Origin of the sequence: Nonlabens sp. MB-3u-79 (genome assembly GCF_002831625.1) — a bacterium.
GTDB lineage: Bacteria > Bacteroidota > Bacteroidia > Flavobacteriales > Flavobacteriaceae > Nonlabens.
Map to the genome: position 1 here is coordinate 2,130,359 of NZ_CP025116.1, position 23,424 is coordinate 2,153,782.

A 23,424-nucleotide genomic window follows, 5' to 3' on the forward strand; every position below is an offset into this window, starting at 1 on the left:
TAACAAATTAAACAACAATAATAAAATGAAGAAAATATTTTTAATGTTACTTGCAGGTGGACTTTTAGTTTCATGTGCATCCAAAAAGGATCTTGAAGCAGCGCTTGCAAAACAAATAGAAACTAAAGAACTATTAGATACGGCAACAGTGAAATTAAACGCTTGTCTAGCAGATGAAAGAGCAGCAATTGCTCGGATTGAAGGGTTTAAAGATCAAATAGAATCTCTTAAGAATTCCAATAGTGCACTTTTGACTAACCAAGGAGATCTCGTAATGCTTTCCACACAAGGAAGCCGTAACCTAGAACGTTCTCTAGAAAGCATGAAAGAAAAAGACTTGCAAATAAGATCTTTAAACGATGCGATTACTAAAAAAGACAGTGTAACTCTTGCATTAGTGACTAGTTTAAAAAGCTCCTTAGGTAACTTACAAGATGAAGATATAAGTGTCAATGTAGAAAAAGGAGTGGTGTATATCTCTATCTCTGATAAGTTACTATTTGCTAGTGGTAGTGATAAAATTAATGCAAAAGCAATTGCTGTTTTAGGTAAAGTGGCTAAAGTAGTAAATGACAAACCTGAAATAGAAATCATGGTAGAAGGTCACACAGATAACCAATCTATCTCTTCAGCAAAATTTACCGATAACTGGGCCCTAAGTACTTCTCGAGCAAATGCAGTCACTAGAGTTCTTCAAGAAGACTTTAAAGTAGCTCCAAAACGTATAACCTCTGCTGGAAGATCTTTTTATATTCCTGTTGCAACTAACGATACACCTGATGGTCGTGCTAAAAACAGACGTACTAGAATCATAGTTCTTCCTAAACTAGACCAGTTCTTTGATATGGTTGAAAAAGGAATGGAACAAGCAAAAGAAAATTCTAAAAAAGAAACTAAAGTGAATAAGAATTAGTAATTCATTCATTTTAAATGTAAAAAGCACCTGCGAGAGCAGGTGCTTTTTTTGTTAGCGGATTTATTTACGTGTATAAATTCAAGCTCCGATAATATACCTTAAATAAGGTATTTCGGTTATCGAGTTTTCGTTATATTTTGTATTAAAATATACATTATAAAAATTTTATTTGAAATTTCTAAAACCCCTCTTTTTTTTATTAGCTAGTATTATTTTTTTTACAATCATACGCACAATCTGATTTTGAAATTAGAATTGCGCAAAATTCTTATGTGAATGACTATGCAGCTCCATCAGATTATATAGGAAATGATAATGTTACTATTCATGAAAATGTAATAAGATATGATAGTAGCAATGGTTATAAAATGTTTTTGAGGTTTTACTTTACCGCTAAAAAAGTTGTTGCTGATAATTGTCGTACATATTACAACGTAAAGAGAAGAGGCTACGTAGCGTTTACCGATGTTCATAGAGTACACAATAATGGAAAAAGGATCATATTAGAAATGAATTCCAATGGTTATGCAAATAAGGTCAAGGTACCACCTGAGAGTTGGACAGAAATGATTAAAAATAAATCAGATTTTTCAATCACAGTTGAGGATGACGAAAAGCCAGAAGAAATTTTATAAATCCTTAAGATGCTGACTACATATACAAGATACAGAGTGAAAAAGTAAGTTTAAAGCTTACTAAAGATTAATAGAGGCTCTCAATTTTCAACAATTGAGAGTTTCTTTTTTTATAGTTTTTAAACTTTTGCTAGATACCAAGAAGTTTCTCGCTTTCGCGAAAGCAAACCTCATATAGAATCCTAAACTAAAGAAAAAATAGCTGCTCCATAAATAGCAAAACGTACGAAACGCAATAGACCTATGAGAACCCAATCCTTAACGGGGTAACGCAACATTCCAGCGACCAGGCTAGCCATAGAAAAAGGCAATGGAAGTAAAGCTCCTACTGCTATAAGAACGCCTCCCCATTTTCTTGCCATTATGAGTTGTTTGGCCATTTTTACTTCAAGATAATTGTGTAAACTAGGTATTCTCAAAGCTCTTCTACCGATCCAGTAAGAGGTGAAACCACCTAAATAAGAAAGTAAAGCGATAAGAAATAAGTTAAAAATAGGAGTGCTGGTTTCTCCTGCCCAAGCAATGAATAACTCAGGAGGAATCAATCCCAATGCTGTTTCTGACATATAGAAAAAGGCTAGAACTCCGTAGTCTGGTAATTCTTCAACAGCAAGCTCAAGAAGTCCCATCAAACCATCGTCATGAGCAAAGTGAATAATAGCTAGAATTGCAACAACAACTAAAACTGGAGGCATGGATTTCTTGATACTATCTGCTACAAAACTGTAAAAGCCTGTAAGCTTGTAGTATTTATGAGCACGATCAGGTCGAAACCAAGGTTTTTTATTTGTCGTTGAGTGTTCCAAATTAATTTACGTTGATTTACAAAACTACCACTTAAACGCATTTTAGTGCGTTAAATTCTTATCAATAAAAATTATATCAGATTCTTAACACCAAACAAAGGTTAATACCTTTAAAAAAGGCCTATTTTTGCAAATCTCAAAAATGGAAATCCAGAGCAATGTCAATGAAAAATGAAACTGAAATTAAATCTTTATACGATTATCAAGAACGCGATCTGGAAGCGGTTTTTGAACGTATCAACAATCAACCAGACGATTATAATCTGTTGTACCAACTGCCTACTGGTGGTGGGAAAACAGTTATTTTTTCTGAAATGGTACGTAGGTATATAAGAGAAACAGGAAAGAAGGTGGTGATATTAACCCACCGTATTGAGCTGTGTAAGCAAACCTCCAAAATGCTTAATGGTTTTAATGTAAAAAATAAGGTCATCAATTCTAAAGTAAAAGAACTCGATGATCAGAAAGACTACGATTGTTTTGTTGCAATGGTAGAAACCTTGAATAATCGTATTCAAGATGACAAACTTGAACTAGACGATATAGGTCTTGTTATTATTGATGAAGCACACTATAATAGTTTTAGAAAGTTATTTAAATACTTTGATCACTGTTTTATGTTAGGTGTGACAGCTACACCATTGAGTTCCAATTTTAAGTTGCCTATGAAGGATAACTATAAAGAACTTATAGTTGGAAATAGCATCACCTCTCTTGTAGAACAAGGGTTTCTTGCTCAAGCAGTCACTCATACTTACGATGTAGGCTTAAGCGGACTCACTATAGGTATGAATGGAGATTATACCGTTAAGAGTAGTGAGAAGCTCTATACAGCGGTAACTATGCAGGATAAGCTGGTACAATCTTATAGTGAGGTAGCTAAGGGTAAAAAAACCTTAATCTTTAATAACGGTATTAGAACAAGTATTGAGGTAGAGGATACCTTTAGACGTGCAGGAATAGAGGTGAGGCACTTGGATAACACCAACACCAAGGAAGAACGTAAAGAGATCCTCAGATGGTTTAGAGATAAACCAGATGCTGTGCTTACCTCTGTGAGTATTCTTACCACTGGTTTTGATGAACCTAGTGTGGAATGTATTATTTTAAATAGAGCTACTAAATCGCTGACACTTTACTATCAGATGATAGGTCGTGGTTCTCGTATTTTAAAAAATAAAAAGGAATTCCAAATTATCGATTTAGGTAATAATGTGGCTCGTTTTGGTTTGTGGAATGAACCTATAGACTGGCAGCAAGTATTTAGATCCCCAGATTTTTATGTAGAAAATATTGTTTCTGATGATGAGATAGAACGCAACTTTGTTTACAAGATGCCAGATACCACCAAAGCAGAGTTTCCCAATACAAAAGACTTCACCTTTGATATCAAAGGAGCTTATAAACGTATTACTAAAGAAAACAGGAAGTCCAAAGATGTACTTGAAGAATCTATCGCACAACACGTGCAATGGTGTGTGGAGAATAGTGAAGATGTTTTTGATGCTCGTATTCTTGCAAAAATGCTTAAAGAAGATATCAAAGACCGTATCAGAAGATATGCCTACTGTATCATTAACAACACTAATAACTATAAAGACTGGTTAGAAGAAGATTATTACCGTCGTTTAAGAATGGCGATACAACAGGAGTTTGCGGGTATAGAATCAGATTTATAACGATCATACTTCCGCTTTCGCGAAAGCGAGACCAGGCTCAAAAAAAGGAGGTAACCATACTGCCTTTTTTGTTTCCCAAATGGAATCTTAAGAAAAAAAGCGCCAACCGAGAGGTTAGCGCTTTTTTTAATTTATAATAGAAATACCGCTTATTTAAGAGCAGGACGTTTATCTGCATTTGCTACATCCCATGCAGTAGCAAATATCAATTTTATTCTTCTTTGGTACAATTCGTATTCAATTTTGTCTGCCGTGTCAGTAGCTTTGTGGTAGTCTTCATGAACCCCGTTGAAATAGAAAATTACAGGAACATTGTTTTTAGCAAAATTATAATGATCACTGCGGTAGTAAAAACGATTGGGGTCGTTTTTACCGTTATAGGTATAGTCCAACCTCATGTTTACTGATTTTTTATTTGCTGCTTCAGAGATGTCATGCAAATCCTGAGAAAGCATATCGCTACCTATCAGATAAACATAGTCTGGGTTGTCTTTTTGGGCAGGGTCTATACGACCTATCATGTCTATATTAAGATCTGCTATGGTATTCTCCATAGGGTAAACTGGGTTATTAGCATAATAATTACTCCCTTTAAGGCCTATTTCCTCTCCAGTAACGTGTAGAAAAAGGATAGATCTTCTAGGTCCATAACCATCATTTGCTGCTTGTTTAAAGGCTTCTGCTATTTCTAGTAGTGCTACGGTGCCACTACCGTCATCATCAGCGCCATTAAACACTTCACCATCTTCCATACCAACGTGATCTAAGTGGGCAGAAATAACTAAAACTTCATCTGGAAATTCTCTTCCTTCTATGTAAGCTAACACATTTTCAGAGGAAAGCTCTGGTTTTCCAAAAGCTTTTCCAGGAACTACTTGAAAATACTCCCCATAAGCAGCGCCACCAGGAACTCCCATTTTTTTGTACTGATCTCTTAAATAATTAACGGCTCTTTTCTGTCCTGGGCTACCGGTATAACGGCCTTCCATTTCATCACTGGCATAATAATAGAGTTGTTCCTTTAATTCTTCTATGGTAATGGTGTTGGCATAGTCCATTACCTTTACTTTAGAATAATCTAGTACGGACTTACTAGAGGTAGCTTCAGTAGCATCTTTACTTGGTTTACCATCTTTACCTTTAATCCCTTTACATCCTACAAGTAGGCTGAGGGACATAGCTGTTATTATTATGTATTTAAAATTCACTGATTACTTAATTTAAGTTATTTTTTATTTTTGTCTTTAGATGTCTTTAATACCTTGTATTCTTCATAGCATTCACTTATAGCGTCTAGAATTTGCAAATCGTTTGCTGTTTCAATAAACTGCTTGGAATACTGACAGTTTCTTAAAATCGCATCTATATCGACTTTGTCTAGTTGCAATAAATTCATAAGTGTTTCTCGATCGTATTTACTTTGTAATAAGTTTCTGATTTCGTCTTGCTCTTTTATCCGACGTAATTTACGCATGGAATTTCCTTTTTTACCAAAGGTATTGTATAGGAAATCAGCGGGATTAAAAACACTTTCCAGCACTTGCGTGATGGCACCTGGTTCACTGTCACCAGCTTCGTAACCTTTAGGTAAACCACTTATTTTATACCTTCTAGTCGCGTAGATAGGAGCGCGTTTAGCGTCTATTTCAAGAAAACCTGTTAATGAAGTCTCTGTAACAGTGACTTCATCTAGCGCAATTCCTTTTTCGGTCATGGAGATCGTGACATCACCAAATTTCAGCCAGTCTTCTGTAACTCTTACATTGATAGTTTCAAAACCTAAATAAGATAAATAAAGGGTGTCATTTACTTTGGCAGCAATTTGAAAGAGACCTTCTTTAGTTGTTGCGGTTCCTTTGATTTGATTAAGATTCAAAATATTGACATTCTCTAAGATAGAGTTGTTTTTGGCGTTGAGGACTTTACCTTTTACAATGGGGGCAACAGTCTCGGCTTTTTTCGTTGTTTCCTTTTTTTCTTGAGCCTTACCCAGTGTAATGAACAAGGAAAAAAAGACTAGAGTAATGTAGTAATGTAATTTCATATGTATGTTTAAAAATAAGCTAAAGCACTTATCTAATAGGGTTTTATAATTTAATTAACTTCTTTCAAATAGTCAATAAGCTTGCGCAATGCCTTTGCTCTATGGCTTATAGCGCCTTTTTCTGTTAGTGACATTTCTGCAAAGGATTGATCAAAACCATCTGGCTGGAATATAGGATCGTAACCAAATCCTTTATCACCTTTCTTCTCTTTTAAAATGCTTCCTTCACAAATTCCTTCAAATAATGTCTGGCTATGGTTCAAATCTAAGGCAATAGCCGTAACAAATCGTGCAACTCTATGGTTATTGTCTGTTAACTTTTCTAACAACAAATTCATATTGTCCTCACTATTCTTTTGTTCCCCAGCATATCTGGCACTATAAACTCCTGGCTCACCGTCTAATGCATCTACGAGAAGCCCTGTGTCATCTGCAAAGATGGGCAAGTCAAACCTGGCTTTTAAAAACTCTACCTTTTGAATAGCGTTTCCAGAAATGGTGCCTGAGGTTTCTGGTATGTCTTCCTCAAAACCCAAATCTTGGAGACTTATCAATTTGATATAAGAAGGCATCAGTGCTTGCACTTCTATGAGTTTATTTTGGTTATGTGTGGCAAAAATAATCTCCATAATTATAAGGTTTTAGCGATTTCTTTAATAAGTGGCACGTGAACCACATGTTTTATTTCAGGTCTATACAGCTCACAATCTGTACCAAAAAGAAGGTCTATTTTTTCTTTTTCTCTTTTTATAATGGACTCATTAGAATATTCATCCTTTGTTCCAGCGATGTGTATAAACCTAGAACAATACTTTTTAAAATGTACGCCATCCTCTGATGTTAACTCCTTAGGAATACTACCACTGTGTAAAAGGAGTGCTTTAACAGGGTGATGGTAGCTCTTTAAAAAGCGTGTTGCAATAGATACTCCTTGCGAGTAACCGAACAAAACCATACGCGAGTCTCCTACTACATTTTCAGCAGTTAGTACTGTATTAATATAGTCTAGGTTATTGTTCATTTCTTGAGTCGTATCAACCATGGTAAGCCAGCAAGCACCTACATGTTTGAAATCAGTTCCAATATATGATTTTGAAGGTGCTTGAAGCACGATTACATAGTTGTCCTGAGCATTAAGGCCTTCAAAATAGCGTTTGAAATAAGTAGATAAATACCCTAATCCATGAAAGCAAATCCAGATATTCTTTGTCTTTTCGGTGAGTTCAAAAAGAGTTTCGTAAGAATTAGTATGTGTATAGGAAACTGTTTTTACCATTATGGTACTATTTATCTTTTGAATTTATGGAAGTAAAAAGTTCTTTTTACTTTCTCTGTTTGCATCATAAAAAAAACTCCAGCTAATGTTTTATTTTTCGTTTTTGTAAAGAAAATTGCCTTTGCAGACATCTTCTTTTCAGGAAATTCAAACAATAAACTAGTATTCTTTAACTATAACTTATTTTTGGTAAAGATATGGACAAAGAAAAGATACTACAGCGTTGTAATGCCATTTGCCGCAATACGCTAATGGAAACCCTTGATATTGATTTTGTAAACGTAGGAGAAGATTTTTTAACTGCTCGAATGCCGGTTACTTCAAAAGTGCATCAACCAGATGGAGTGCTTCATGGAGGAGCTAGTGTTGCTCTTGCAGAGTCGGTTGGGAGTGCTGCGAGTTATTTGTTTTTAGACACAGATAATTTTGCCATTCGCGGACTAGAAATTAGTGCCAATCACACCCGGTCCAAAAAGGACGGACACGTGTTTGCAACGGCTCGTTTCTTGCACAAAGGCAGGACTACTCAGCTGTGGGAAATCAGAATTACAGATGAAGAGAATATGCTCATTTCTATCTGTAAACTGACGACTATCGCTTTGAAAAAATAGCACATTTTTTAACCTTTATTTCTATACCGCTTGCGCGAAAACTTACTCTTATACCTAGCAGATTTACTTGAAAAAAAATTACCGTTCTTGTTATTGAGAACGGCAAACGATCGCCGTGTGCGCGTTCTCTCACAGCGAGATCAAAAATGGTTTAAAACAGCACCTGACAACATGACTTATGGTGTTTTTTCTAAATTTCAAAACACAGAAGATCAGGTATTTATTTATGCTGAAGAAGATCAATACTTTACTATTGAAAAACGGCAATTAAAGGCTGTAGGGCAAATGAACACGACCTATTTAGTTGATGAAGTGGAGCAAAACCGTTATGTGAAACTCGTTGAAAAAGCAGTAAGTGTGCTGAAAGAAACCAGTATGAAAAAGGTGGTGCTTTCGCGCAAACAACGTTTCACTAAAAAAGCTTCAGACTTAGAGATTCTCTTCAATTTATTAGATAAATATACAGAAGCTAATTGTTACTTTTTTTATCATCCTAAAGTGGGAAAATGGATGGGTGCCACACCAGAAATATTAGTCTGTGTAAATGACGGAAAACTACAAACGATGTCACTTGCTGGAACGGCTATTTATATAGAAAATGAAGTACACGATTGGGGTAAAAAAGAAATTGAAGAACAAGAACTGGTCACTGATTTTATCATCAATAACCTTAATAAAAATGGAGCCTTTGACATTCAGAAATCAGAAGTAAAAACAGTTCAAGCTGGAAGTCTTATTCATTTAAGTACGGATATTACTGCTTCTGTATCTATGGATGATAAAAGTAATTTTATAGATGCTTTGCATCCTACACCAGCAGTTTGTGGAATGCCTAGGAATCAAGCATTGGAATTTATTTTGCGGAATGAAAACTATGACCGTTCATTTTATACAGGATATTTAGGTGTGGTGGACCAAAATACAGCAAACTACTTTGTGAATTTAAGGTGCATGCAGCTTTATGATCAGGAGGTAGACATTTATGTAGGTGGGGGGATTACCGCTTTAAGCGATCCGAAATCAGAATATGAGGAGACTGTGAATAAGCTACTGACTATGAAAAAGGTATTGTAAAGTTAATTAAAGAATACTTCTAAAAGCAGTACGTAATAAAGTAGTTTTAAATCCTACGGCTTGTCCTTGCTCCTTATTGTTTTCATTCCAAGATTTCATATAATTAGAACCTCTTCTTATCCCAGATTTTACAAATAAAGCAGATTGGTACAACCCTACGAACGAATAAAAAATAAGATATTTAAATAGGATCATAGGTGGTGCTGTTTTTATTATCATTTAAATATCGACATAATATTTCAAATAATCTATTTGGATTTTTAAAAACTTAGGACAAAGTTTTAAAAGAAAGATAAATAAGATGAAATGCGTATTTGAATAGTCAAGTAGTCAGTTAAGATGCTTTTTATCTTCGACATCATTTGCTCATTTTACCCAACAACTGACGTTAAAAACCTTACGAAATCGAATATTCTTGTTTTTGTAGCTTTTAAAATGGCAGGCTTCTAAAAATTATTTTAATTCATTAAGAACTTGATAATAAGAGATGAAGTAACTTCCTGGGCCCTGTTATTTATTTTTACAATTTTTATTGGGTCATTCCTATGTTTTATAAAGCAAATTTTGAGATGATAAGTACTGTATCGTAAAAATGAAATAGCAGACTAGAATAACACATATAATAGCACCCGTTTTTTTTCAGAAGTATCAAGGCAAAGAGCCTCTAATTACGCTTCTTCATTAAATATTTATTCGGTATCGTAAGAAGCTGTTAAGGAAGTTGGCTACACCGTTTTTCGCGATTATCTTTGTACTATATGTATCCAGAAATTCTACATGCACAGCAGGTCATTCTTTTATTCCAAGAAAGAGGTATCAAGAATATTGTTATTTCCCCAGGTTCTAGAAATGCACCTTTAACTATAGGTTTTTCAGAAAACGATTTTTTTAATTGTTATAGTATTGTAGATGAGCGTTGTGCAGCTCATGTAGCTCTGGGAATAGCTCAGCAATTGCAAGAGCCAGTAGCGGTACTTTGTACAAGTGGTAGTGCTTTGTTGAATTATTATCCAGCAGTTGCTGAAGCTTTTTATTCAGAAATACCACTTATAGTTCTCAGCGCAGACCGGCCACCACATAAAATAGATATAGGTGATGGACAGACCATTAGACAACAACATGTGTATGCAAACCATATCTTATACGATACGCAGTTAGAAATTATAAAGTCTATTGATGATAAAGAGGGCATTGCAACTAATGAGCGATTGATTAACAAAGCGATCAATACTTCGATCTCACAACATGGTCCGGTTCATATCAACATACCTTTTGAGGAACCGCTATACAATAGAGTCGAAGCTCCTTCACTTCAAGTAAAAGTAATAGACTTGTTAAAAGACGAGTCCAGTGCCATTCCAGATAGCTTTATAGCCCAATGGAAAATGGCCAAAAGGAAGCTCGTCATTCTAGCAACACTAAACCCGACGGTGTTCAATAAGGAAGATCTAGATGTATTGACTAGTGATCCTAGTGTCCTCGTGATGAGTGAGGTGAGTAGTAATGTGGTGCATGAAAAAGTAATCTGGGGAATTGACACCCTAATTGCTCCTTTAGAGAAAGAAGATGAGCAAATACGAGACCTTCAACCAGATCTTGTGATCACTATAGGTGGCATGATCGTTTCTAAAAAAATAAAACAATACTTAAGGCGTTTTGAAACTAAAGTACATTACCACGTAGGGAAACGTCGCGCGTACGATACGTTTTTTAAACTTGCTGGTCATATCAAGGTCAAACCACAAAAATGGATACACCAGTTGCCTTCGGTTTATGTAGAAAGTGATTATCAAAAAAGATGGTTGCAGCATTTCCATACGTATTTAGTCAAGAGAGAAGATTATTTTGTACAAATGCCTTGGTCTGACTTTAAAGTATTTGAGTTGGTATTCCCGAGTTTGCCAGATGGTATTGTTTTACAGTTAGGAAATAGCAGCACGATAAGGTACGCACAACTCTTTCAGATGAATGCTACGCATACTGTTTTTTCTAACCGTGGTACCAGTGGAATCGACGGAAGTACAAGTACGGCTATAGGAGCAGCTATGGCCATTGATCAACCCGTGGTTTTTATTACAGGCGACCTTAGTTTTTTCTACGATTCCAATGCATTATGGAACAACTACATTCCTAAAAACTTTAAAATAATCCTTATTAACAATTCGGGTGGTGGGATTTTTAGAATTTTGCCAGGACATAAGAATACTAAGGAGTTTGATACTTATTTTGAGACAGAACACCAGCTTACTGCCCAACATCTTTGCAAGATGCACGGTGTGAATTATGAAAGTATTAGTGAGGAGTCCGCTTTCGCGAAAGCGTCCAAAAAACTATTCTCTAACAATGATCAACCACAATTATTGGAACTATTTACACCTCGAAAAATAAATGATACGGTGCTTCTAGATTACTTTAAATTTTTAAAATAGATTTTATTCCTATATCTTTAATGCATACATTCAATTAGATAACTTAAAATTAAAGGTTAAGGTTATGAGTAAATTTGATGAAAGAATAGAGAAATATATTGCAGCTTACAAAGAAAAAGTAGGTGGACCATTAAATGAAGAATTGCTTAGAGAAGTAACTAAAGGTTTAGGTCCATCGATTTATAACAAAGATGCTGAGACTGTAAGCGCTGAACCTTCAGAGATGCAACGCGTAGTGGATAATTATTTAGTAAAGAAATTGGGTCTTTCTGGTAATGCATTGATGGCATCTGTTGAGGCTGTTATGGAAAAGTATGGTAGGAGTGAGCGCGCTAAGTACCGTGCTTGTATTTATTACATGCTTTGTGTACACCACGGCAAGGAGTCTGTTTATAACTAAAATTCTTTAGATGACATTAAAAATCCCATTTCGGTTTTACGGAGAGGGGATTTTTTAGTTTAGAGAATCACTAGAATAGATGGATTTTCTTTTTTAAAAGTATGGAAATCCTTTTTTAAGGAGTTAGAAAACTTGTTTTGTTCCATACAAATCATGTGAAGCGATGTTGCTGTTTGCATCCATTCTAGAATAGCTTTGCCTGCGGGATCATTTATATCGCAACCTACCAACCCTATTTCTTTAACTGACATGGGTAAATGATTCATGATGGCAATTATACCTTTATCGCCTATTTGATTGTTATAACTCAAACTGAAAGAATTTAAAGTACTGGTAAAACTATCTTCTTTTTTAAGAATAGCAGCAATATCTAGTGCATCTTGGGTTGTGAATCCTAAGTTTCTAAGGTGTAAACTTCGATCAAAAGAATTTTTTCCTAGGCTTAGCGCTTTGTTAAGGCACTTTGTAGTTCCCTTCTCTTTTAAAAAGTCAATGAGCTTATGAAACATAGGTGTGATTCAGTAAAAAAATTACTTTTTTACAGCCTTGACTTCCTCCTCGGTAACCACTTCACCGCTATTCCAAGTTTGAATGGTGTAATTCATTACATCAGCTACTTCTTGGTCGTCTAAGCCAAGAGGGAGCATAACATTATTGTACTCGGCTCCATTGACAAGAATTTTACCTTTTAAACCATATTTTATCGCATGAATGCTCTCTATACGCTTGTTGATTAACCAGTCGGACGGATTTAATGGAGGGAAAGCTCCTGCGACTCCTTTTCCATTGGGTAAATGACACGTCACACAAAGTTCGCCGTAGATCTCTTTACCACGAGACACACTTTGCTCTAGTGGAGTTTTTTGTACCGCATTTGCTGCATAGTTGCCTGTGGACTCTTTCTTTTTGTCATCTCCACAACTGCTAAAAACAATTGCTACGGCTAGTATAAATAGATATTTCATAATTCTTTGATGTGGTTTAAAAATACAAAGCAATCTGTAAATGAAATGGTTTAATGTAGAATAATTTATGGGTTAAGTGGTGTCCTAGAATTTCAACAATAACAGACACTATGTTTATCGCAGCAGGCGGAATGAATTCCGCCTCTGGGAATCTATTTTGTCGCCTCACGGCCTTTTTTTTATTTAGCGGACTGAAGTCCGCTTTTTCAAGGTCAAGGTCAAATTCAGATAGAAACCTCACCCTTTAGGGCTGGGAAAAGGTTTCGATATTTTACATGTACATTGCAGCAGGCGGAATGAATTCCGCCTCTGGGAATCTATTTTGTCGCCTCACGGCCTTTTTTTTATTTAGCGGACTGAAGTCCGCTTTTTCAAGGTCAAATTCAAATTCAGATAGAAACCTCACCCTTTAGGGCTGGGGAAAGGTTTCGATATTTTACATGTACATCGCAGCAGGCGGAATGAATTCCGCCTCTGGGAATCTATTTTGTCGCCTCACGGCCTTCTTTTTATTTAGCGGACTGAAGTCCGCTTTTTCAAGGTCAAATTCAAATTCAGATAGAAACCTCACCCTTTAGGGCTGGGGAAAGGCTTCGATATTTTACATGTACATCGCAGCAGGCGGAATGAATTCCGCCTCTGGGAATCTATTTTGTCGCCTCACGGCCTTTTTTTTATTTAGCGGACTGAAGTCCGCTTTTTCAAGGTCAAGGTCAAATTCAGATAGAAACCTCACCCTTTAGGGCTGGGGAAAGGTTTCGATATTTTACTTGTACATTGCAGCAGGCGGAATGAATTCCGCCTCTGGGAATCTATTTTGTCGCCTCACGGCCTTCTTTTTATTTAGCGGACTGAAGTCCGCTTTTTCAAGGTCAAGGTCAAATTCAGATAGAAACCTCACCCTTTAGGGCTGGGGAAAGGCTTCGATATTTTACATGTACATTGCAGCAGGCGGAATGAATTCCGCCTCTGGGAATCTATTTTGTCGCCTCACGGCCTTCTTTTTATTTAGCGGACTGAAGTCCGCTTTTTCAGTTCAAAAAATTTATTTTCCATTTTCCATTTTCCTCATTCCTCATTCCACTTTCCACTCTCCACTTTTCACTTTTCACTCTCCACTTCCCACATTCCATAAACTTAAAGACTCACATCTCACAGCTCACATCTCACCACTCAACGACTCAACGACTCACTACTCACCAACTAGCGAACTATCCTAAAAATCCCTTTTCCTTCCACACCTATATAAATCATTCCATCCGGGCCTATTTTTACATTGCGCATACGACCTAAACCGTCTACTAGTTTTTCTCTTTTGGTAACACCTTGGTCGTCTACATAGAGCATTTCTAGGTATTGAAATTTTAAGGAGCCTACTAAATAGTTGCCGTTCCAGTCTGCATAAGCAGCATTATCAAGAATAGCAAAACCACTAGGCGCTATACTAGGTACCCAATAATAGAAGGGTTGCTCCATTCCTTCTTTGGCAGTGCTTTCTGCAAACTCACCACCACCATAATTCTCTCCGTAGCTGATCACTGGCCATCCGTAATTACGTCCGGGTTTTATAAAGTTAATTTCGTCACCACCTTGAGGGCCGTGTTCATGAGCGATGATTTGGCCTGTCTTAGGGTGCGCCGTCATTCCTTGCGGATTTCTATTTCCATAAGTAAAAGCTGCGGTTTTAGCTCCAGGAACATTTACAAAAGGATTGTCTGTTGGAATACGTCCATCGTCATGTATCCTATAGATTTTACCACCATCTCGCTTTAAATCTTGTGGGTTGATATCTCGTTCTCCACGTTCACCAACAGAGAAATACAAGTAACCTTCTGGATCCCATGCAAAGCGACTGCCAAAATGTTGTCCTTTTTTTGTGTTGGGAGTTGCTTTGTAGAGTACTTTAAGATCTATCAATTCATCATTTTTTAAAATGGCACTTGCAATTGCGGTATTCCCTCCCGAGCCCTCACCTTCAGAGCTGGCATAGGAAATATAGATCCTGTTGTTTTTTTTAAAATCAGGATGTACAGTCACATCCAGCAAGCCACCTTGACCGCGTAAGTACACTGCAGGGACTCCAGATATTTCATGTGATCTATTACCGTCAAAGCGGTATAATTTACCTTCCTTTTCTGTGTAGATCAAATCGCTATTAGGCAACCAAGTCATACCCCATGGATTAGTAAGGTCTTTTACAATTGGTATTATTGTATAGTCCTTTTGATCTTCTATAAGAGGAATGTTTTGAGCAGAAGGAACTTGTTGATTGCTTTCAAAGAAAGAAGGAGCATCTTCTAATGTCTGATTAACCGAGAGATCTTCAGTAGAGTCAGAGTTATTCTTACAACCGATGCTTAGAATGATCAAAAGTAGAAGTGGAGAAAATCGTTTCATGATCTGTTATTTAATTTAAAAGTAAATCTTCGACAGTCACAAAACAATAATAAAATGATAAATCCCTTAGCGTTCACTAAGGGATTTATCTGTTTTTGGTGGTTATTAAATTTAAGTGTCTTTTATAAGGAGTAGGGTAGAAGGCTAATTCAAAATAGCTACTGTGTTGAAAAAACACTGTTTCTCCTAGCATAAAAAGAAAGTTCTACTGGCTTCCATGTCTTCATTAAAAGGAAGATTTTCATCTGTAGAGCGATTTCTGGAAAGCATAGGAAAATCGGAGTTCAAGGCTAAAATTTTTATTGAGGTTTTCATGATTGATGTTTTAAGAATTGTTATTTATTTTATCTGTAACGACGTCTGGAGTTCCATGTATCTGAAAAAGTAGCTGCGTTACTTGTTCTGTTGTTTGTCTCTTGGTTTCCGTTTAAAAATCCTATTGAAGCTTTCATAATGTTTTATTTTTGGGTTATACTTAATAGACGATCACTCTTTTCAATTGTTACAGTTAGTTTTATAATTATTTTGAGGTATTTTATTAATTAACTGATGTTCAGAGTATTAAATTGCTAATTATTTTAGCAATAAAAATAAAAAAGCGATTATTATTAGTAAATAATCGCTTTTATGAGGGGTGTTTTGTTGTTGTATAGGGTCAAATTTGTATCAACTACTACTTTTTATTAAAATTTAAGGAGGTAGAACAACAGCTTTGAATTTAATATATCTTCCATTGATTAAGCTATTGTATCATATGATCACGAATCCTAAACCCTTATCCTATGCTTCCTTATGAGTTGGGAAAAGTGATAATAGCTTGTCTCTGGATAAAGAGCTCTTATGAGCTGCTGTTTACCGACAGGATTCTTCAAGAATGAATTTTTAAAACTATAGAGGTACCTACAGTTCAGTTAAAAAGAGGCAAGAGGATTAAAAGATAGATGTACTATTAAATAGCAAGGCTTATGATCCTATTTCCTCCCATAATTTTTCAGAAGTAAGTCTATAGGTACCTACAGATTCCCAAGTACATTCTTCTGGAGAAATGACAGATAAGAAGGGAAGTCCATCTTTACGTCCTTTGTATAAGTGATAAGTTTCTCCTACGATAGGTTCAAAAGAGAATTTAGCTCCGTAAACAAGTTGGTTGTCCTCGTATTTTTTAACCATGGCTTCGTATTGCGCTTTGAGTTGGTCAAATTGGGATTTGATCTCATGGTTGACCTTGTTGATATTGGTCTGTTTCCACGAGGTAATATCTGGAGTAGTGATTTTAGGAGCCGCGACACCACTGGAATAAGGAAGAAGTGCGGCATTATAAGTACCTGTTTCTTCATCGTAAACTACGTAATCTGGCTTTTTCTTTTCACTCATTTGGCAAATTTACAAATTGATAGCTTTTTTTGTGGAAGATTAACATGATTTTCTTAAACAATATAATTAAGGCAGGATGAAGGGTCTCGATTTGAATAATTTATCATTCTACCAAATTACGAATTATACCTCTATATTACTTTAATTGCTGCCATACCTAAAGCATTCATCCACCGTGTTAAGATCTTGAAGCAAGATCAGTTATTTTGATTTGATGTGATCTCGCTTTCGCGAAAGCGTAACAAATATCATCTTATTGCAACTAATTAACTATGACAAACGAAATTAACTATATAGACTTTGAACCTAAAGTAGCTCATAAAAGTTTCTGGAAAGGGAATAATTACGAATCTACTAAGGTGGTTATGGAACGCGTGAATGAATGGGTACGCAAGAATTACAACTCAAAAATTATAAATGTAGAAACACTTCTTGTTCCAGTTTCTGGACATAATAAGAAAGAGCACAATGCCAAAAGACTGAACATGCAAGGTGGGTATGTTTATATGATTGAGGTGGTGAGAGTATGGTATCAATAGGATAGATCTTATATTTGCTACAAAACTGATCTTATGTCCATACCTTGGAAAACTGCTATAGAATTTGAAGATATCACTTATAAAAAATCTAATGGTATCGCCCGTATTGCATTCAATAGACCTGAGGTGCGCAATGCCTTCAGGCCTAAAACTGTGAGCGAACTCATCAAAGCATTTTATGACGCACAAGAAGACCTCTCTATAGGGGTAGTCGTGCTGACTGGTGAAGGACCTTCAAAAAAAGATGGTGGTTGGGCTTTTTGCAGTGGTGGAGATCAAAATGCTCGCGGACACGATGGTTATAAAGATGATTCTGGAACTGGGCGTCTTAATATTCTAGAAGTACAACGCATGATACGTTTTATGCCTAAAGTGGTCATTTGTGCCGTGCCAGGTTGGGCCGTAGGTGGTGGGCATAGTTTACATGTCGTTTGTGACATGACCATAGCGAGTAGAGAACATGGGGTGTTCAAACAAACAGATACTGATGTAGCCAGTGTAGATGCTGGTTATGGAAGTGCATATCTCGCAAAAATGGTGGGTCAGAAAAAAGCACGTGAGATTTTCTTTTTAGGCCGCACCTATTCTGCTCAAGAAGCCATGGATATGGGAATGGTGAATGCTGTAGTACCTCATGATGAACTGGATCAAACCGCATATGATTGGGGACAAGAGATCCTTAAGAAATCTCCAATAGCTATAAAAATGGCAAAATTTGCATTAAACGCTACTGATGATGGTATGGTAGGTCAACAAGTTTTTGCTGGAGAAATGACGCGATTGATCTACATGACCGACGAGGCAAAAGAAGGAAGAGAAGCCTTTTTAGAAAAGCGACCGCCTAATTGGGGGAGTGATCGTTATATACCTTAATTTTTAGTTTTCAGTAGGCAGTATGCAGGTTGATTTGCTCGCTGCGCTCGCAAATGTGAGTAGGCAGTATTTTATAATGGTAACTTTGGAAATTATTTTCCGCACTTGATGCAGAATCCTTTACAGTTCCCGAGAGTTTTAAGGGGAGTTTCCCCCTTTCTTGCATCCGACGAGTGCAACGAGAGGAATGCATAATGTCTTCCCTATACTTAGCTTGTCGAAGTAATGACCATGAGGCAATAAAAGAAAGAGCAACGCGATTCAAAGCTATTTTTCCCTTTGGGGAAATGTCCGCGGGACAATGGGGCTTACGATGCTGGAATGATCGGAAAGTCGATGGATTGAACTTCCGCACTTGATGCGGAGTCCTTTGCAGTTCCCGGTATTTTTTTGACGAGGTTTTCCCTTCTTGCATCCGACGAGTGCAACGGGAGGAATGCATAATGTCCGCAGGACAATGGGGATTGCGATGCTGGAGTTATTTAGAGATCAAAATATCGCAGTGTTATACGACCTCGCTTTCGCGAAAGCCTCACCCACATAGATCTACATCACCACACTACTTTTTACCACATCTTCTATATTGAGTTGTAAATGTTTAGGCAACATATTGTCCCTAGGTAAAACAGCAAGGTGTCGGTCTTCGTTGGAATCAAAAACCTGTTTCAATAAGGGCTGTGGATAGCCTAACTGTTCACAAATATCTTTGATGAGGTCTATATGATGTATGAGGTTATTACTGCCTAGATGAAAGATGCCACGTCGTCTTCTATTGATAATATAATGCAGCTGTTGTACTAATTTGTTAATATGGGTAGCATTGATCACCACATTAGGAAAAACATCCATAGCTTGATTTAATTGAAGCTGGGCTTTTAGTTCATTAATTCGAGGAGAGCCTGCACCGTAAATCATAGGAATGCGGCATATCACATATTTAGAAACAGGCTTGCGCAGTAATTCGTTTTCAATTTTAATTTTAAACCTTCCATAAATACTTTCAGACAGTGTTTTGTCGTATTCGTAACTAGGGTAATTAGTGAAACGATCAAAGACATTTGCGCTGGATAGAAAGATTAGCTTACAGTCATTCTTTTCTATATAATCTGCAATTTCAAAATGCATGCGCACCAGACTAGTAACATTTCCCCTTAGGGCTGTTACTATAAACTTCGGTTTGAGATTATTTAAAAGTATATCGAGACTTTCCATTTCATAATCAAACTGATGAAAATGCTTGTTTTTTTCAAAAGCAGCATGATCCGTTTTGAAAGTTGCATGTACATCAAAAAAGGGTACCAGTTCTTTATAGAGTGCATTACCTATAAAACCGCTACCGCCTAAAATTAAAATTCTACTCAAAAATAAATCTGTTTACTTTTTATAAAAAGGCAATTTAACCACAGTCGCAGAAACTAACTTTTTCCTAATTTGTATGTAAATTTCACTTCCTGGAGCAGCAAAAACAGGGGGTACATATCCCATTCCTATACCTACACCCATAGAAGGAGACATAGTTCCACTAGTAACTATACCTAGATCTTTCTGGCTGCTGTCTTTTATTTCATAACCACCGCGAGGTATCGCTCGATCATCCATTTCAAAGGCAACTAACTTGCGGTCTACACCATTTTCTTTATTTTTTTGGAGTTGCTCATAATTGACAAACGGCTTGGTGAATTTAGTTACCCAGCCTAGTCCCGCTTCAAAAGGAGAAGTGGTTTCATCTATGTCGTTTCCGTAAAGACAGTACCCCATTTCTAGACGTAAGGTATCTCTTGCGGCAAGTCCAGCGGGTTTTATTCCAAAACTTGCCCCTGCTTCAAACACTTTTTTCCAGATTTGTTTTGCATCACTATTTTTACAATAGATTTCAAAACCGCCGGAGCCAGTGTAACCAGTGGCACTAATGATAACGTGCTCAGCACCTGCAAAATCTGCTACTTCAAAATGATAGAATTTTATAGCACTTAAATCTACTGAAGTTAGCGATTGCATCGCTTCTACAGCTTTAGGACCCTGAATAGCAAGGAGCGAGTAATCCTCAGACAGATCTCTTATGTCTGCATTCATGATGTTATGCTTAGAAATATGAGCCCAATCTTTATCTATATTAGAAGCGTTTACAACAAGAAGATACTCGTCTTCTTTCATTTTGTAAACCAACATGTCATCTACTATACCTCCAGTTTCATTAGGTAAATACGCATATTGAGCTCTACCTATAGTAAGTTTTGAAGCATCGTTTGAAGAAACCCTTTGTACCAACTCTAAAGAATTAGGACCACTGATCAAAAATTCTCCCATATGAGAAACATCAAAAACACCTACATGTTCTCTGACGTTTTGGTGTTCTATATTCACACCTTCATATTGAACAGGCATATTATAGCCAGCAAAAGGAACCATTTTTGCTCCTAATGATTCATGAATAGAGGTAAGTGCCGTATTTTTCATCTGTTGATTTTTATAAGGTCAAATGTAGAGTTTTCCCATTAAAACTTCCTAGTTTTTAGGCATTGCAAATTGCTAACTAATTCACAAACCTAAGAAGGGGTATTATTTTGATTTAATTAAATTGCACTATATAAAACGGACCTATTGAAAATTCTAAGCGCACAACAACTGGCAGAGGCTGATCAGTCGACAATTAGCAAGCAGCACATATCTAGTAACGACTTGATGGAACGAGCAGCCACAAACGTTTTTGAAAGAATTCACCAACGATTAAATGCAGCTCCAGTTCCTGTAAAAATATTTTGTGGCATAGGTGATAATGGAGGGGATGGTCTTGCTATCGCTAGACTGATGATGGAGCAGGGTTATCAAGTAACCGTTTATGTAACCAATTGCAGTAAAAAAAGATCGCCTGACTTTTTAGTGAACTATAATCGGATAAAAGAGGTAGCTAAAGACTGGCCCATATTATTGAGTTGTAAAGATGATTTTCCAAAGATAACACCACAAGATATTGTTATAGATGCCATTTTTGGAACAGGAATCAACAGAGCTTTAGACGGTTGGATGGCCGATTTGATCCACTATTTAAATGACTCTAAAGCCTTTAAAGTAGCTATCGATTTACCTAGTGGTTTGTATGCAAATACAGCTCATCAACCAGACGATGCTATTCTAAAAGCAGACCATACCTTTACATTTCAAACACCCAAACTATCGTTTTTTCTTCCTGAAACGGGAAGCTATGTAGGTAGTTTTGAAGTAATCAATATTGGGTTAGATCCAGAATACTTGATGGAGGTTGCTCCTCTAGCAGAGTTAATAGACCGAGAAGCGGCTCAAAACAGGTATAAGCCTCGGGAGAAATTTACTTATAAAGGTGATTATGGTCACGTACTTACTTTTGCTGGTAGTAAAGGTAAAATGGGTGCGGCGGTTCTTTGTGCGGGTGCTGCTATCAATTCTGGTGCTGGAAAGGTAACGGCCTATCTTCCAAAAGAGGGAAATAATATTTTGCAGACTTCCTTGCCAGAAGTAATGACTTTGCAGAGCGATGGAAATGACTTTATTACAGATTTTAATCATAATTTGAAGGCGACTGTTTTGTGTATTGGCCCTGGAATAGGAACAGAGAAGGATACGGTTTCCGCTTTCGCGAAAGCGATACAACAACAAACAACACCTATAGTCGTAGATGCAGACGGTATAGTCATCCTAGTCCAATACCCAGAATTATTAAAAACACTGCCTAAAGACTCTATCTTAACTCCTCATGATGGGGAGTTAAATTTACTTATCGGTGATTGGAATAATAGCTACGAACGACTTGAAAAAGTAAAAGAATTTAGCGATAAATACCATTTAATTATGGTATTGAAAGGTGCGCATACCCAAATAATATCGGGGTCCGATCTATTTATTAACGATACAGGTAATCCAGGAATGGCCACTGCCGGTAGTGGAGATGTTTTAAGTGGCGTAGTTGCTTCTTTTCTAGCGCAGGGATATGATCCAATTACAGCAGCTATTTTCTCTGTTTATATACACGGAGCAAGTGGCGATCTTGCAGCACAGACTTATGCTCATGAAGGTTTAAAGGCATCTGTGATATCAAATTTTATTGGCCCTAGTATACTTCAATTGTTTAGAAATCCACCGGAGGAGCAGCAGTCACAACAATAATTATATATAGTTTCTTCCTTTAGGATGTGATGCTTATTGTAATGATTCTATATTTTAAAACAAAAGTCAGGCGTGTCATCACCTAAGATCAATAGGCTTTATGTGTATTTGATGCTTTTGAAAAGCATCTTTTGTTCCGGTAAATTTAAATTGTAAATGCGATACGAGTATATTTGCATAAGATCCTATGCTACATTATTATACATATTTAAACGAAAACACCACTAAGTGGGTAAGCTTTGTGCATGGCGCTGGTGGAAGTAGTTCTATTTGGTTTCGTCAAATAAGAGCTTTTAAAAAAGAGTTCAATGTTTTGGTATTAGACCTTAGAGGGCATGGAAACAGCAAGCTGGCATTAAAAGACACCTTCAACGAGGATTATACTTTTGATGTCATCACAGACGATATTATTGAAGTTTTAGAGCATTTAAAAATAAAGAAATCTCATTTTATTGGAATTTCCTTGGGGACCATTCTGATCCGTAATTTGGCTGAAAAAAGACAAGATCTAGTGGAGAGTATGGTAATGGGTGGCGCTATCTTGAAATTAAATGTTCGTTCTCAGATATTAATGAGCGTAGGAAATGTTTTTAAATCTGTAGTTCCTTATATGTTGCTCTACAAGTTGTTTGCATTTATTATTATGCCAAAGAAAAACCACAAAGAATCTAGAATTCTTTTTGCAAACGAGGCTAAAAAACTATATCGAAAAGAGTTTATCAGGTGGTTTAAATTAACAGCAGAAATCAATCCTTTGTTGCGTTTATTTAGAGCTAAAGATATTGAAATCCCTACTTTATACGTTATGGGAGCACAAGACCATTTGTTCTTGCCCTCCATTAAAAGAGTGGTAAAAGAACACCTTCAATCTTCTTTGTATGTAGTAGAAAATTGCGGCCATGTTGTCAATGTGGAGCAACCTGAAAATTTCAACATAAAGACTATTAGTTTTTTGAAAGCGATACCTTCTTAAACCAGTTAAAAAAGAAATCAACTTTTAAAGTTCTTACTTGTATAAGTAAGGAGTTATGGTAAATAGCATATTATCTTTCTTATCATTCATTTTACAAAAAATAATTAAGTTGGTAACATTGCTGTAACTGATAAGATTTAATCAGCAATTGCCTAGTGTTCTTTAGAAACATATACCCTGTTGAAATGAAAAAAGGAGTTTATATAATCTTGTTGCTGAATGATCACCAGTTGATTTTTTAAAGATTTATATAATTTAGGTCTGAAATATTCAATATCCTTTATAATATAGGT

Annotated in this window: 24 protein-coding genes; 11 read left to right on the forward strand and 13 right to left on the reverse strand. The window is 36.4% G+C overall.

All coding sequences use genetic code 11. The features are described 5' to 3' along the window. The first annotated feature begins 25 nt into the window (after positions 1 to 25). On the forward strand, positions 26 to 913 hold the full coding sequence (locus tag CW736_RS09415; protein WP_101013705.1) for a flagellar motor protein MotB: 888 nt from the start codon (positions 26 to 28) through the stop codon (positions 911 to 913). 275 nt (positions 914 to 1,188) lie between these two features. Next, a complete protein-coding gene (locus CW736_RS09420) occupies positions 1,189 to 1,551 on the forward strand; it encodes a hypothetical protein (protein ID WP_101013706.1) in 363 nt (120 codons plus the stop codon). A 182-nt stretch (positions 1,552 to 1,733) separates the two neighbouring features. On the opposite strand, the gene CW736_RS09425 is transcribed toward CW736_RS09420, so the two are convergent. Continuing rightward, positions 1,734 to 2,357 (reverse strand): YqaA family protein, encoded by a 624-nt coding sequence (locus tag CW736_RS09425; RefSeq protein ID WP_101013707.1) that lies wholly within the window; start codon positions 2,355 to 2,357, stop codon positions 1,734 to 1,736. 164 nt (positions 2,358 to 2,521) lie between these two features. Here CW736_RS09425 and CW736_RS09430 point away from each other — a divergent pair, with 164 nt between their 5' ends. Then, on the forward strand, positions 2,522 to 4,036 hold the full coding sequence (locus CW736_RS09430) for a DEAD/DEAH box helicase (RefSeq protein WP_101013708.1): 1,515 nt from the start codon (positions 2,522 to 2,524) through the stop codon (positions 4,034 to 4,036). A 149-nt stretch (positions 4,037 to 4,185) separates the two neighbouring features. Here the strand turns inward: CW736_RS09430 and CW736_RS09435 are convergent, their stop codons facing one another. From CW736_RS09435 to CW736_RS09450, 4 genes are read right to left on the reverse strand one after another with little or no spacing between them, the layout of a single operon-like run. Next, positions 4,186 to 5,214, reverse strand: coding sequence for a M28 family metallopeptidase (locus CW736_RS09435; RefSeq protein ID WP_101013709.1), 1,029 nt, complete (start codon positions 5,212 to 5,214; stop codon positions 4,186 to 4,188). Positions 5,215 to 5,261: 47 nt separating this feature from the next. Next, on the reverse strand, positions 5,262 to 6,080 hold the full coding sequence (locus tag CW736_RS09440) for a carboxypeptidase-like regulatory domain-containing protein (protein ID WP_101013710.1): 819 nt from the start codon (positions 6,078 to 6,080) through the stop codon (positions 5,262 to 5,264). Between the two features lie 50 nt (positions 6,081 to 6,130). Then, positions 6,131 to 6,709 carry a non-canonical purine NTP diphosphatase gene (locus tag CW736_RS09445; RefSeq protein WP_101013711.1) on the reverse strand — a complete coding sequence of 193 codons (579 nt, stop codon included), beginning with the start codon at positions 6,707 to 6,709 and terminating at the stop codon, positions 6,131 to 6,133. 2 nt (positions 6,710 to 6,711) lie between these two features. After that, on the reverse strand, positions 6,712 to 7,356 hold the full coding sequence (locus CW736_RS09450; RefSeq protein ID WP_101013712.1) for an alpha/beta hydrolase: 645 nt from the start codon (positions 7,354 to 7,356) through the stop codon (positions 6,712 to 6,714). Positions 7,357 to 7,553: 197 nt separating this feature from the next. Between CW736_RS09450 and CW736_RS09455 the strand changes: the two genes are divergently transcribed. Together CW736_RS09455 and CW736_RS09460 are read left to right on the forward strand one after the other, a co-directional pair. Then, positions 7,554 to 7,967, forward strand: coding sequence for a hotdog fold thioesterase (locus tag CW736_RS09455; protein ID WP_101013713.1), 414 nt, complete (start codon positions 7,554 to 7,556; stop codon positions 7,965 to 7,967). Positions 7,968 to 7,997: 30 nt separating this feature from the next. Beyond that, positions 7,998 to 9,041: a chorismate-binding protein gene (locus tag CW736_RS09460; RefSeq protein ID WP_101013714.1), complete on the forward strand. Its 1,044-nt coding sequence runs from the start codon at positions 7,998 to 8,000 to the stop codon at positions 9,039 to 9,041. Between the two features lie 6 nt (positions 9,042 to 9,047). On the opposite strand, the gene CW736_RS09465 is transcribed toward CW736_RS09460, so the two are convergent. Continuing rightward, the gene (locus tag CW736_RS09465; protein ID WP_157810923.1) at positions 9,048 to 9,236 is read right to left on the reverse strand and encodes a hypothetical protein; all 189 of its coding nucleotides are present in this window, start codon (positions 9,234 to 9,236) and stop codon (positions 9,048 to 9,050) included. Between the two features lie 563 nt (positions 9,237 to 9,799). Between CW736_RS09465 and menD the strand changes: the two genes are divergently transcribed. Together menD and CW736_RS09475 are read left to right on the forward strand one after the other, a co-directional pair. Then, positions 9,800 to 11,470: a 2-succinyl-5-enolpyruvyl-6-hydroxy-3-cyclohexene-1-carboxylic-acid synthase gene (gene menD, locus CW736_RS09470; RefSeq protein ID WP_101013716.1), complete on the forward strand. Its 1,671-nt coding sequence runs from the start codon at positions 9,800 to 9,802 to the stop codon at positions 11,468 to 11,470. 64 nt (positions 11,471 to 11,534) lie between these two features. After that, positions 11,535 to 11,870, forward strand: a complete 336-nt coding sequence (locus CW736_RS09475) for a DUF2853 family protein (protein WP_101013717.1) — start codon at positions 11,535 to 11,537, stop codon at positions 11,868 to 11,870. A gap of 59 nt (positions 11,871 to 11,929) precedes the next feature. Here CW736_RS09475 and CW736_RS09480 read toward each other — a convergent pair whose 3' ends face one another. From CW736_RS09480 to CW736_RS09500, 5 genes are all read right to left on the reverse strand, one after another. After that, complete coding sequence (locus tag CW736_RS09480) at positions 11,930 to 12,379, reverse strand: hypothetical protein (RefSeq protein ID WP_101013718.1); 450 nt, start codon at positions 12,377 to 12,379, stop codon at positions 11,930 to 11,932. Positions 12,380 to 12,400: 21 nt separating this feature from the next. Then, the gene (locus tag CW736_RS09485) at positions 12,401 to 12,835 is read right to left on the reverse strand and encodes a c-type cytochrome (RefSeq protein WP_101013719.1); all 435 of its coding nucleotides are present in this window, start codon (positions 12,833 to 12,835) and stop codon (positions 12,401 to 12,403) included. Positions 12,836 to 14,038: 1,203 nt separating this feature from the next. Next, the gene (locus CW736_RS09495) at positions 14,039 to 15,232 is read right to left on the reverse strand and encodes a PQQ-dependent sugar dehydrogenase (protein ID WP_101013721.1); all 1,194 of its coding nucleotides are present in this window, start codon (positions 15,230 to 15,232) and stop codon (positions 14,039 to 14,041) included. 186 nt (positions 15,233 to 15,418) lie between these two features. Next, positions 15,419 to 15,547 carry a hypothetical protein gene (locus tag CW736_RS14325; protein WP_262493797.1) on the reverse strand — a complete coding sequence of 43 codons (129 nt, stop codon included), beginning with the start codon at positions 15,545 to 15,547 and terminating at the stop codon, positions 15,419 to 15,421. Positions 15,548 to 16,195: 648 nt separating this feature from the next. Next, a complete protein-coding gene (locus CW736_RS09500) occupies positions 16,196 to 16,606 on the reverse strand; it encodes a DUF2452 domain-containing protein (protein WP_101013722.1) in 411 nt (136 codons plus the stop codon). Positions 16,607 to 16,878: 272 nt separating this feature from the next. On the opposite strand from CW736_RS09500, the gene CW736_RS09505 reads away from it, so the two are divergent. Both CW736_RS09505 and CW736_RS09510 read left to right on the forward strand, forming a co-directional pair. Continuing rightward, positions 16,879 to 17,145, forward strand: coding sequence for a hypothetical protein (locus CW736_RS09505; RefSeq protein ID WP_101013723.1), 267 nt, complete (start codon positions 16,879 to 16,881; stop codon positions 17,143 to 17,145). A gap of 33 nt (positions 17,146 to 17,178) precedes the next feature. After that, positions 17,179 to 18,018, forward strand: coding sequence for a 1,4-dihydroxy-2-naphthoyl-CoA synthase (locus tag CW736_RS09510; RefSeq protein ID WP_101013724.1), 840 nt, complete (start codon positions 17,179 to 17,181; stop codon positions 18,016 to 18,018). 546 nt (positions 18,019 to 18,564) lie between these two features. Here the strand turns inward: CW736_RS09510 and CW736_RS09520 are convergent. Together CW736_RS09520 and gcvT are read right to left on the reverse strand one after the other, a co-directional pair. Beyond that, a complete protein-coding gene (locus CW736_RS09520; protein ID WP_101013726.1) occupies positions 18,565 to 19,380 on the reverse strand; it encodes a sugar nucleotide-binding protein in 816 nt (271 codons plus the stop codon). A 12-nt stretch (positions 19,381 to 19,392) separates the two neighbouring features. Continuing rightward, positions 19,393 to 20,475 carry a glycine cleavage system aminomethyltransferase GcvT gene (gene gcvT, locus CW736_RS09525; RefSeq protein WP_101013727.1) on the reverse strand — a complete coding sequence of 361 codons (1,083 nt, stop codon included), beginning with the start codon at positions 20,473 to 20,475 and terminating at the stop codon, positions 19,393 to 19,395. A gap of 144 nt (positions 20,476 to 20,619) precedes the next feature. Between gcvT and CW736_RS09530 the strand changes: the two genes are divergently transcribed. After that, complete coding sequence (locus CW736_RS09530) at positions 20,620 to 22,158, forward strand: NAD(P)H-hydrate dehydratase (protein WP_101013728.1); 1,539 nt, start codon at positions 20,620 to 20,622, stop codon at positions 22,156 to 22,158. A 187-nt stretch (positions 22,159 to 22,345) separates the two neighbouring features. Next, complete coding sequence (locus tag CW736_RS09535; RefSeq protein WP_101013729.1) at positions 22,346 to 23,131, forward strand: alpha/beta fold hydrolase; 786 nt, start codon at positions 22,346 to 22,348, stop codon at positions 23,129 to 23,131. Positions 23,132 to 23,424: the final 293 nt, after the last annotated feature.

Bases quoted from the DNA above. Each gene is read 5' to 3' on its own strand.
- CW736_RS09415 (WP_101013705.1), top strand. From the start codon at position 26: ATGAAGAAAATATTTTTAATGTTACTTGCAGGTGGACTTTTAGTTTCA.
- CW736_RS09430 (WP_101013708.1), top strand. From the start codon at position 2,522: ATGAAAAATGAAACTGAAATTAAATCTTTATACGATTATCAAGAACGC.
- CW736_RS09435 (WP_101013709.1), bottom strand. From the start codon at position 5,214: ATGTCCCTCAGCCTACTTGTAGGATGTAAAGGGATTAAAGGTAAAGAT.
- CW736_RS09440 (WP_101013710.1), bottom strand. From the start codon at position 6,080: ATGAAATTACATTACTACATTACTCTAGTCTTTTTTTCCTTGTTCATT.
- CW736_RS09445 (WP_101013711.1), bottom strand. From the start codon at position 6,709: ATGGAGATTATTTTTGCCACACATAACCAAAATAAACTCATAGAAGTG.
- CW736_RS09450 (WP_101013712.1), bottom strand. From the start codon at position 7,356: ATGGTAAAAACAGTTTCCTATACACATACTAATTCTTACGAAACTCTT.
- CW736_RS09455 (WP_101013713.1), top strand. From the start codon at position 7,554: ATGGACAAAGAAAAGATACTACAGCGTTGTAATGCCATTTGCCGCAAT.
- CW736_RS09465 (WP_157810923.1), bottom strand. From the start codon at position 9,236: ATGATCCTATTTAAATATCTTATTTTTTATTCGTTCGTAGGGTTGTAC.
- menD (WP_101013716.1), top strand. From the start codon at position 9,800: ATGTATCCAGAAATTCTACATGCACAGCAGGTCATTCTTTTATTCCAA.
- CW736_RS09475 (WP_101013717.1), top strand. From the start codon at position 11,535: ATGAGTAAATTTGATGAAAGAATAGAGAAATATATTGCAGCTTACAAA.
- CW736_RS09480 (WP_101013718.1), bottom strand. From the start codon at position 12,379: ATGTTTCATAAGCTCATTGACTTTTTAAAAGAGAAGGGAACTACAAAG.
- CW736_RS09485 (WP_101013719.1), bottom strand. From the start codon at position 12,835: ATGAAATATCTATTTATACTAGCCGTAGCAATTGTTTTTAGCAGTTGT.
- CW736_RS09495 (WP_101013721.1), bottom strand. From the start codon at position 15,232: ATGAAACGATTTTCTCCACTTCTACTTTTGATCATTCTAAGCATCGGT.
- CW736_RS14325 (WP_262493797.1), bottom strand. From the start codon at position 15,547: ATGAAAACCTCAATAAAAATTTTAGCCTTGAACTCCGATTTTCCTATG.
- CW736_RS09500 (WP_101013722.1), bottom strand. From the start codon at position 16,606: ATGAGTGAAAAGAAAAAGCCAGATTACGTAGTTTACGATGAAGAAACA.
- CW736_RS09505 (WP_101013723.1), top strand. From the start codon at position 16,879: ATGACAAACGAAATTAACTATATAGACTTTGAACCTAAAGTAGCTCAT.
- CW736_RS09510 (WP_101013724.1), top strand. From the start codon at position 17,179: ATGTCCATACCTTGGAAAACTGCTATAGAATTTGAAGATATCACTTAT.
- gcvT (WP_101013727.1), bottom strand. From the start codon at position 20,475: ATGAAAAATACGGCACTTACCTCTATTCATGAATCATTAGGAGCAAAA.
- CW736_RS09535 (WP_101013729.1), top strand. From the start codon at position 22,346: ATGCTACATTATTATACATATTTAAACGAAAACACCACTAAGTGGGTA.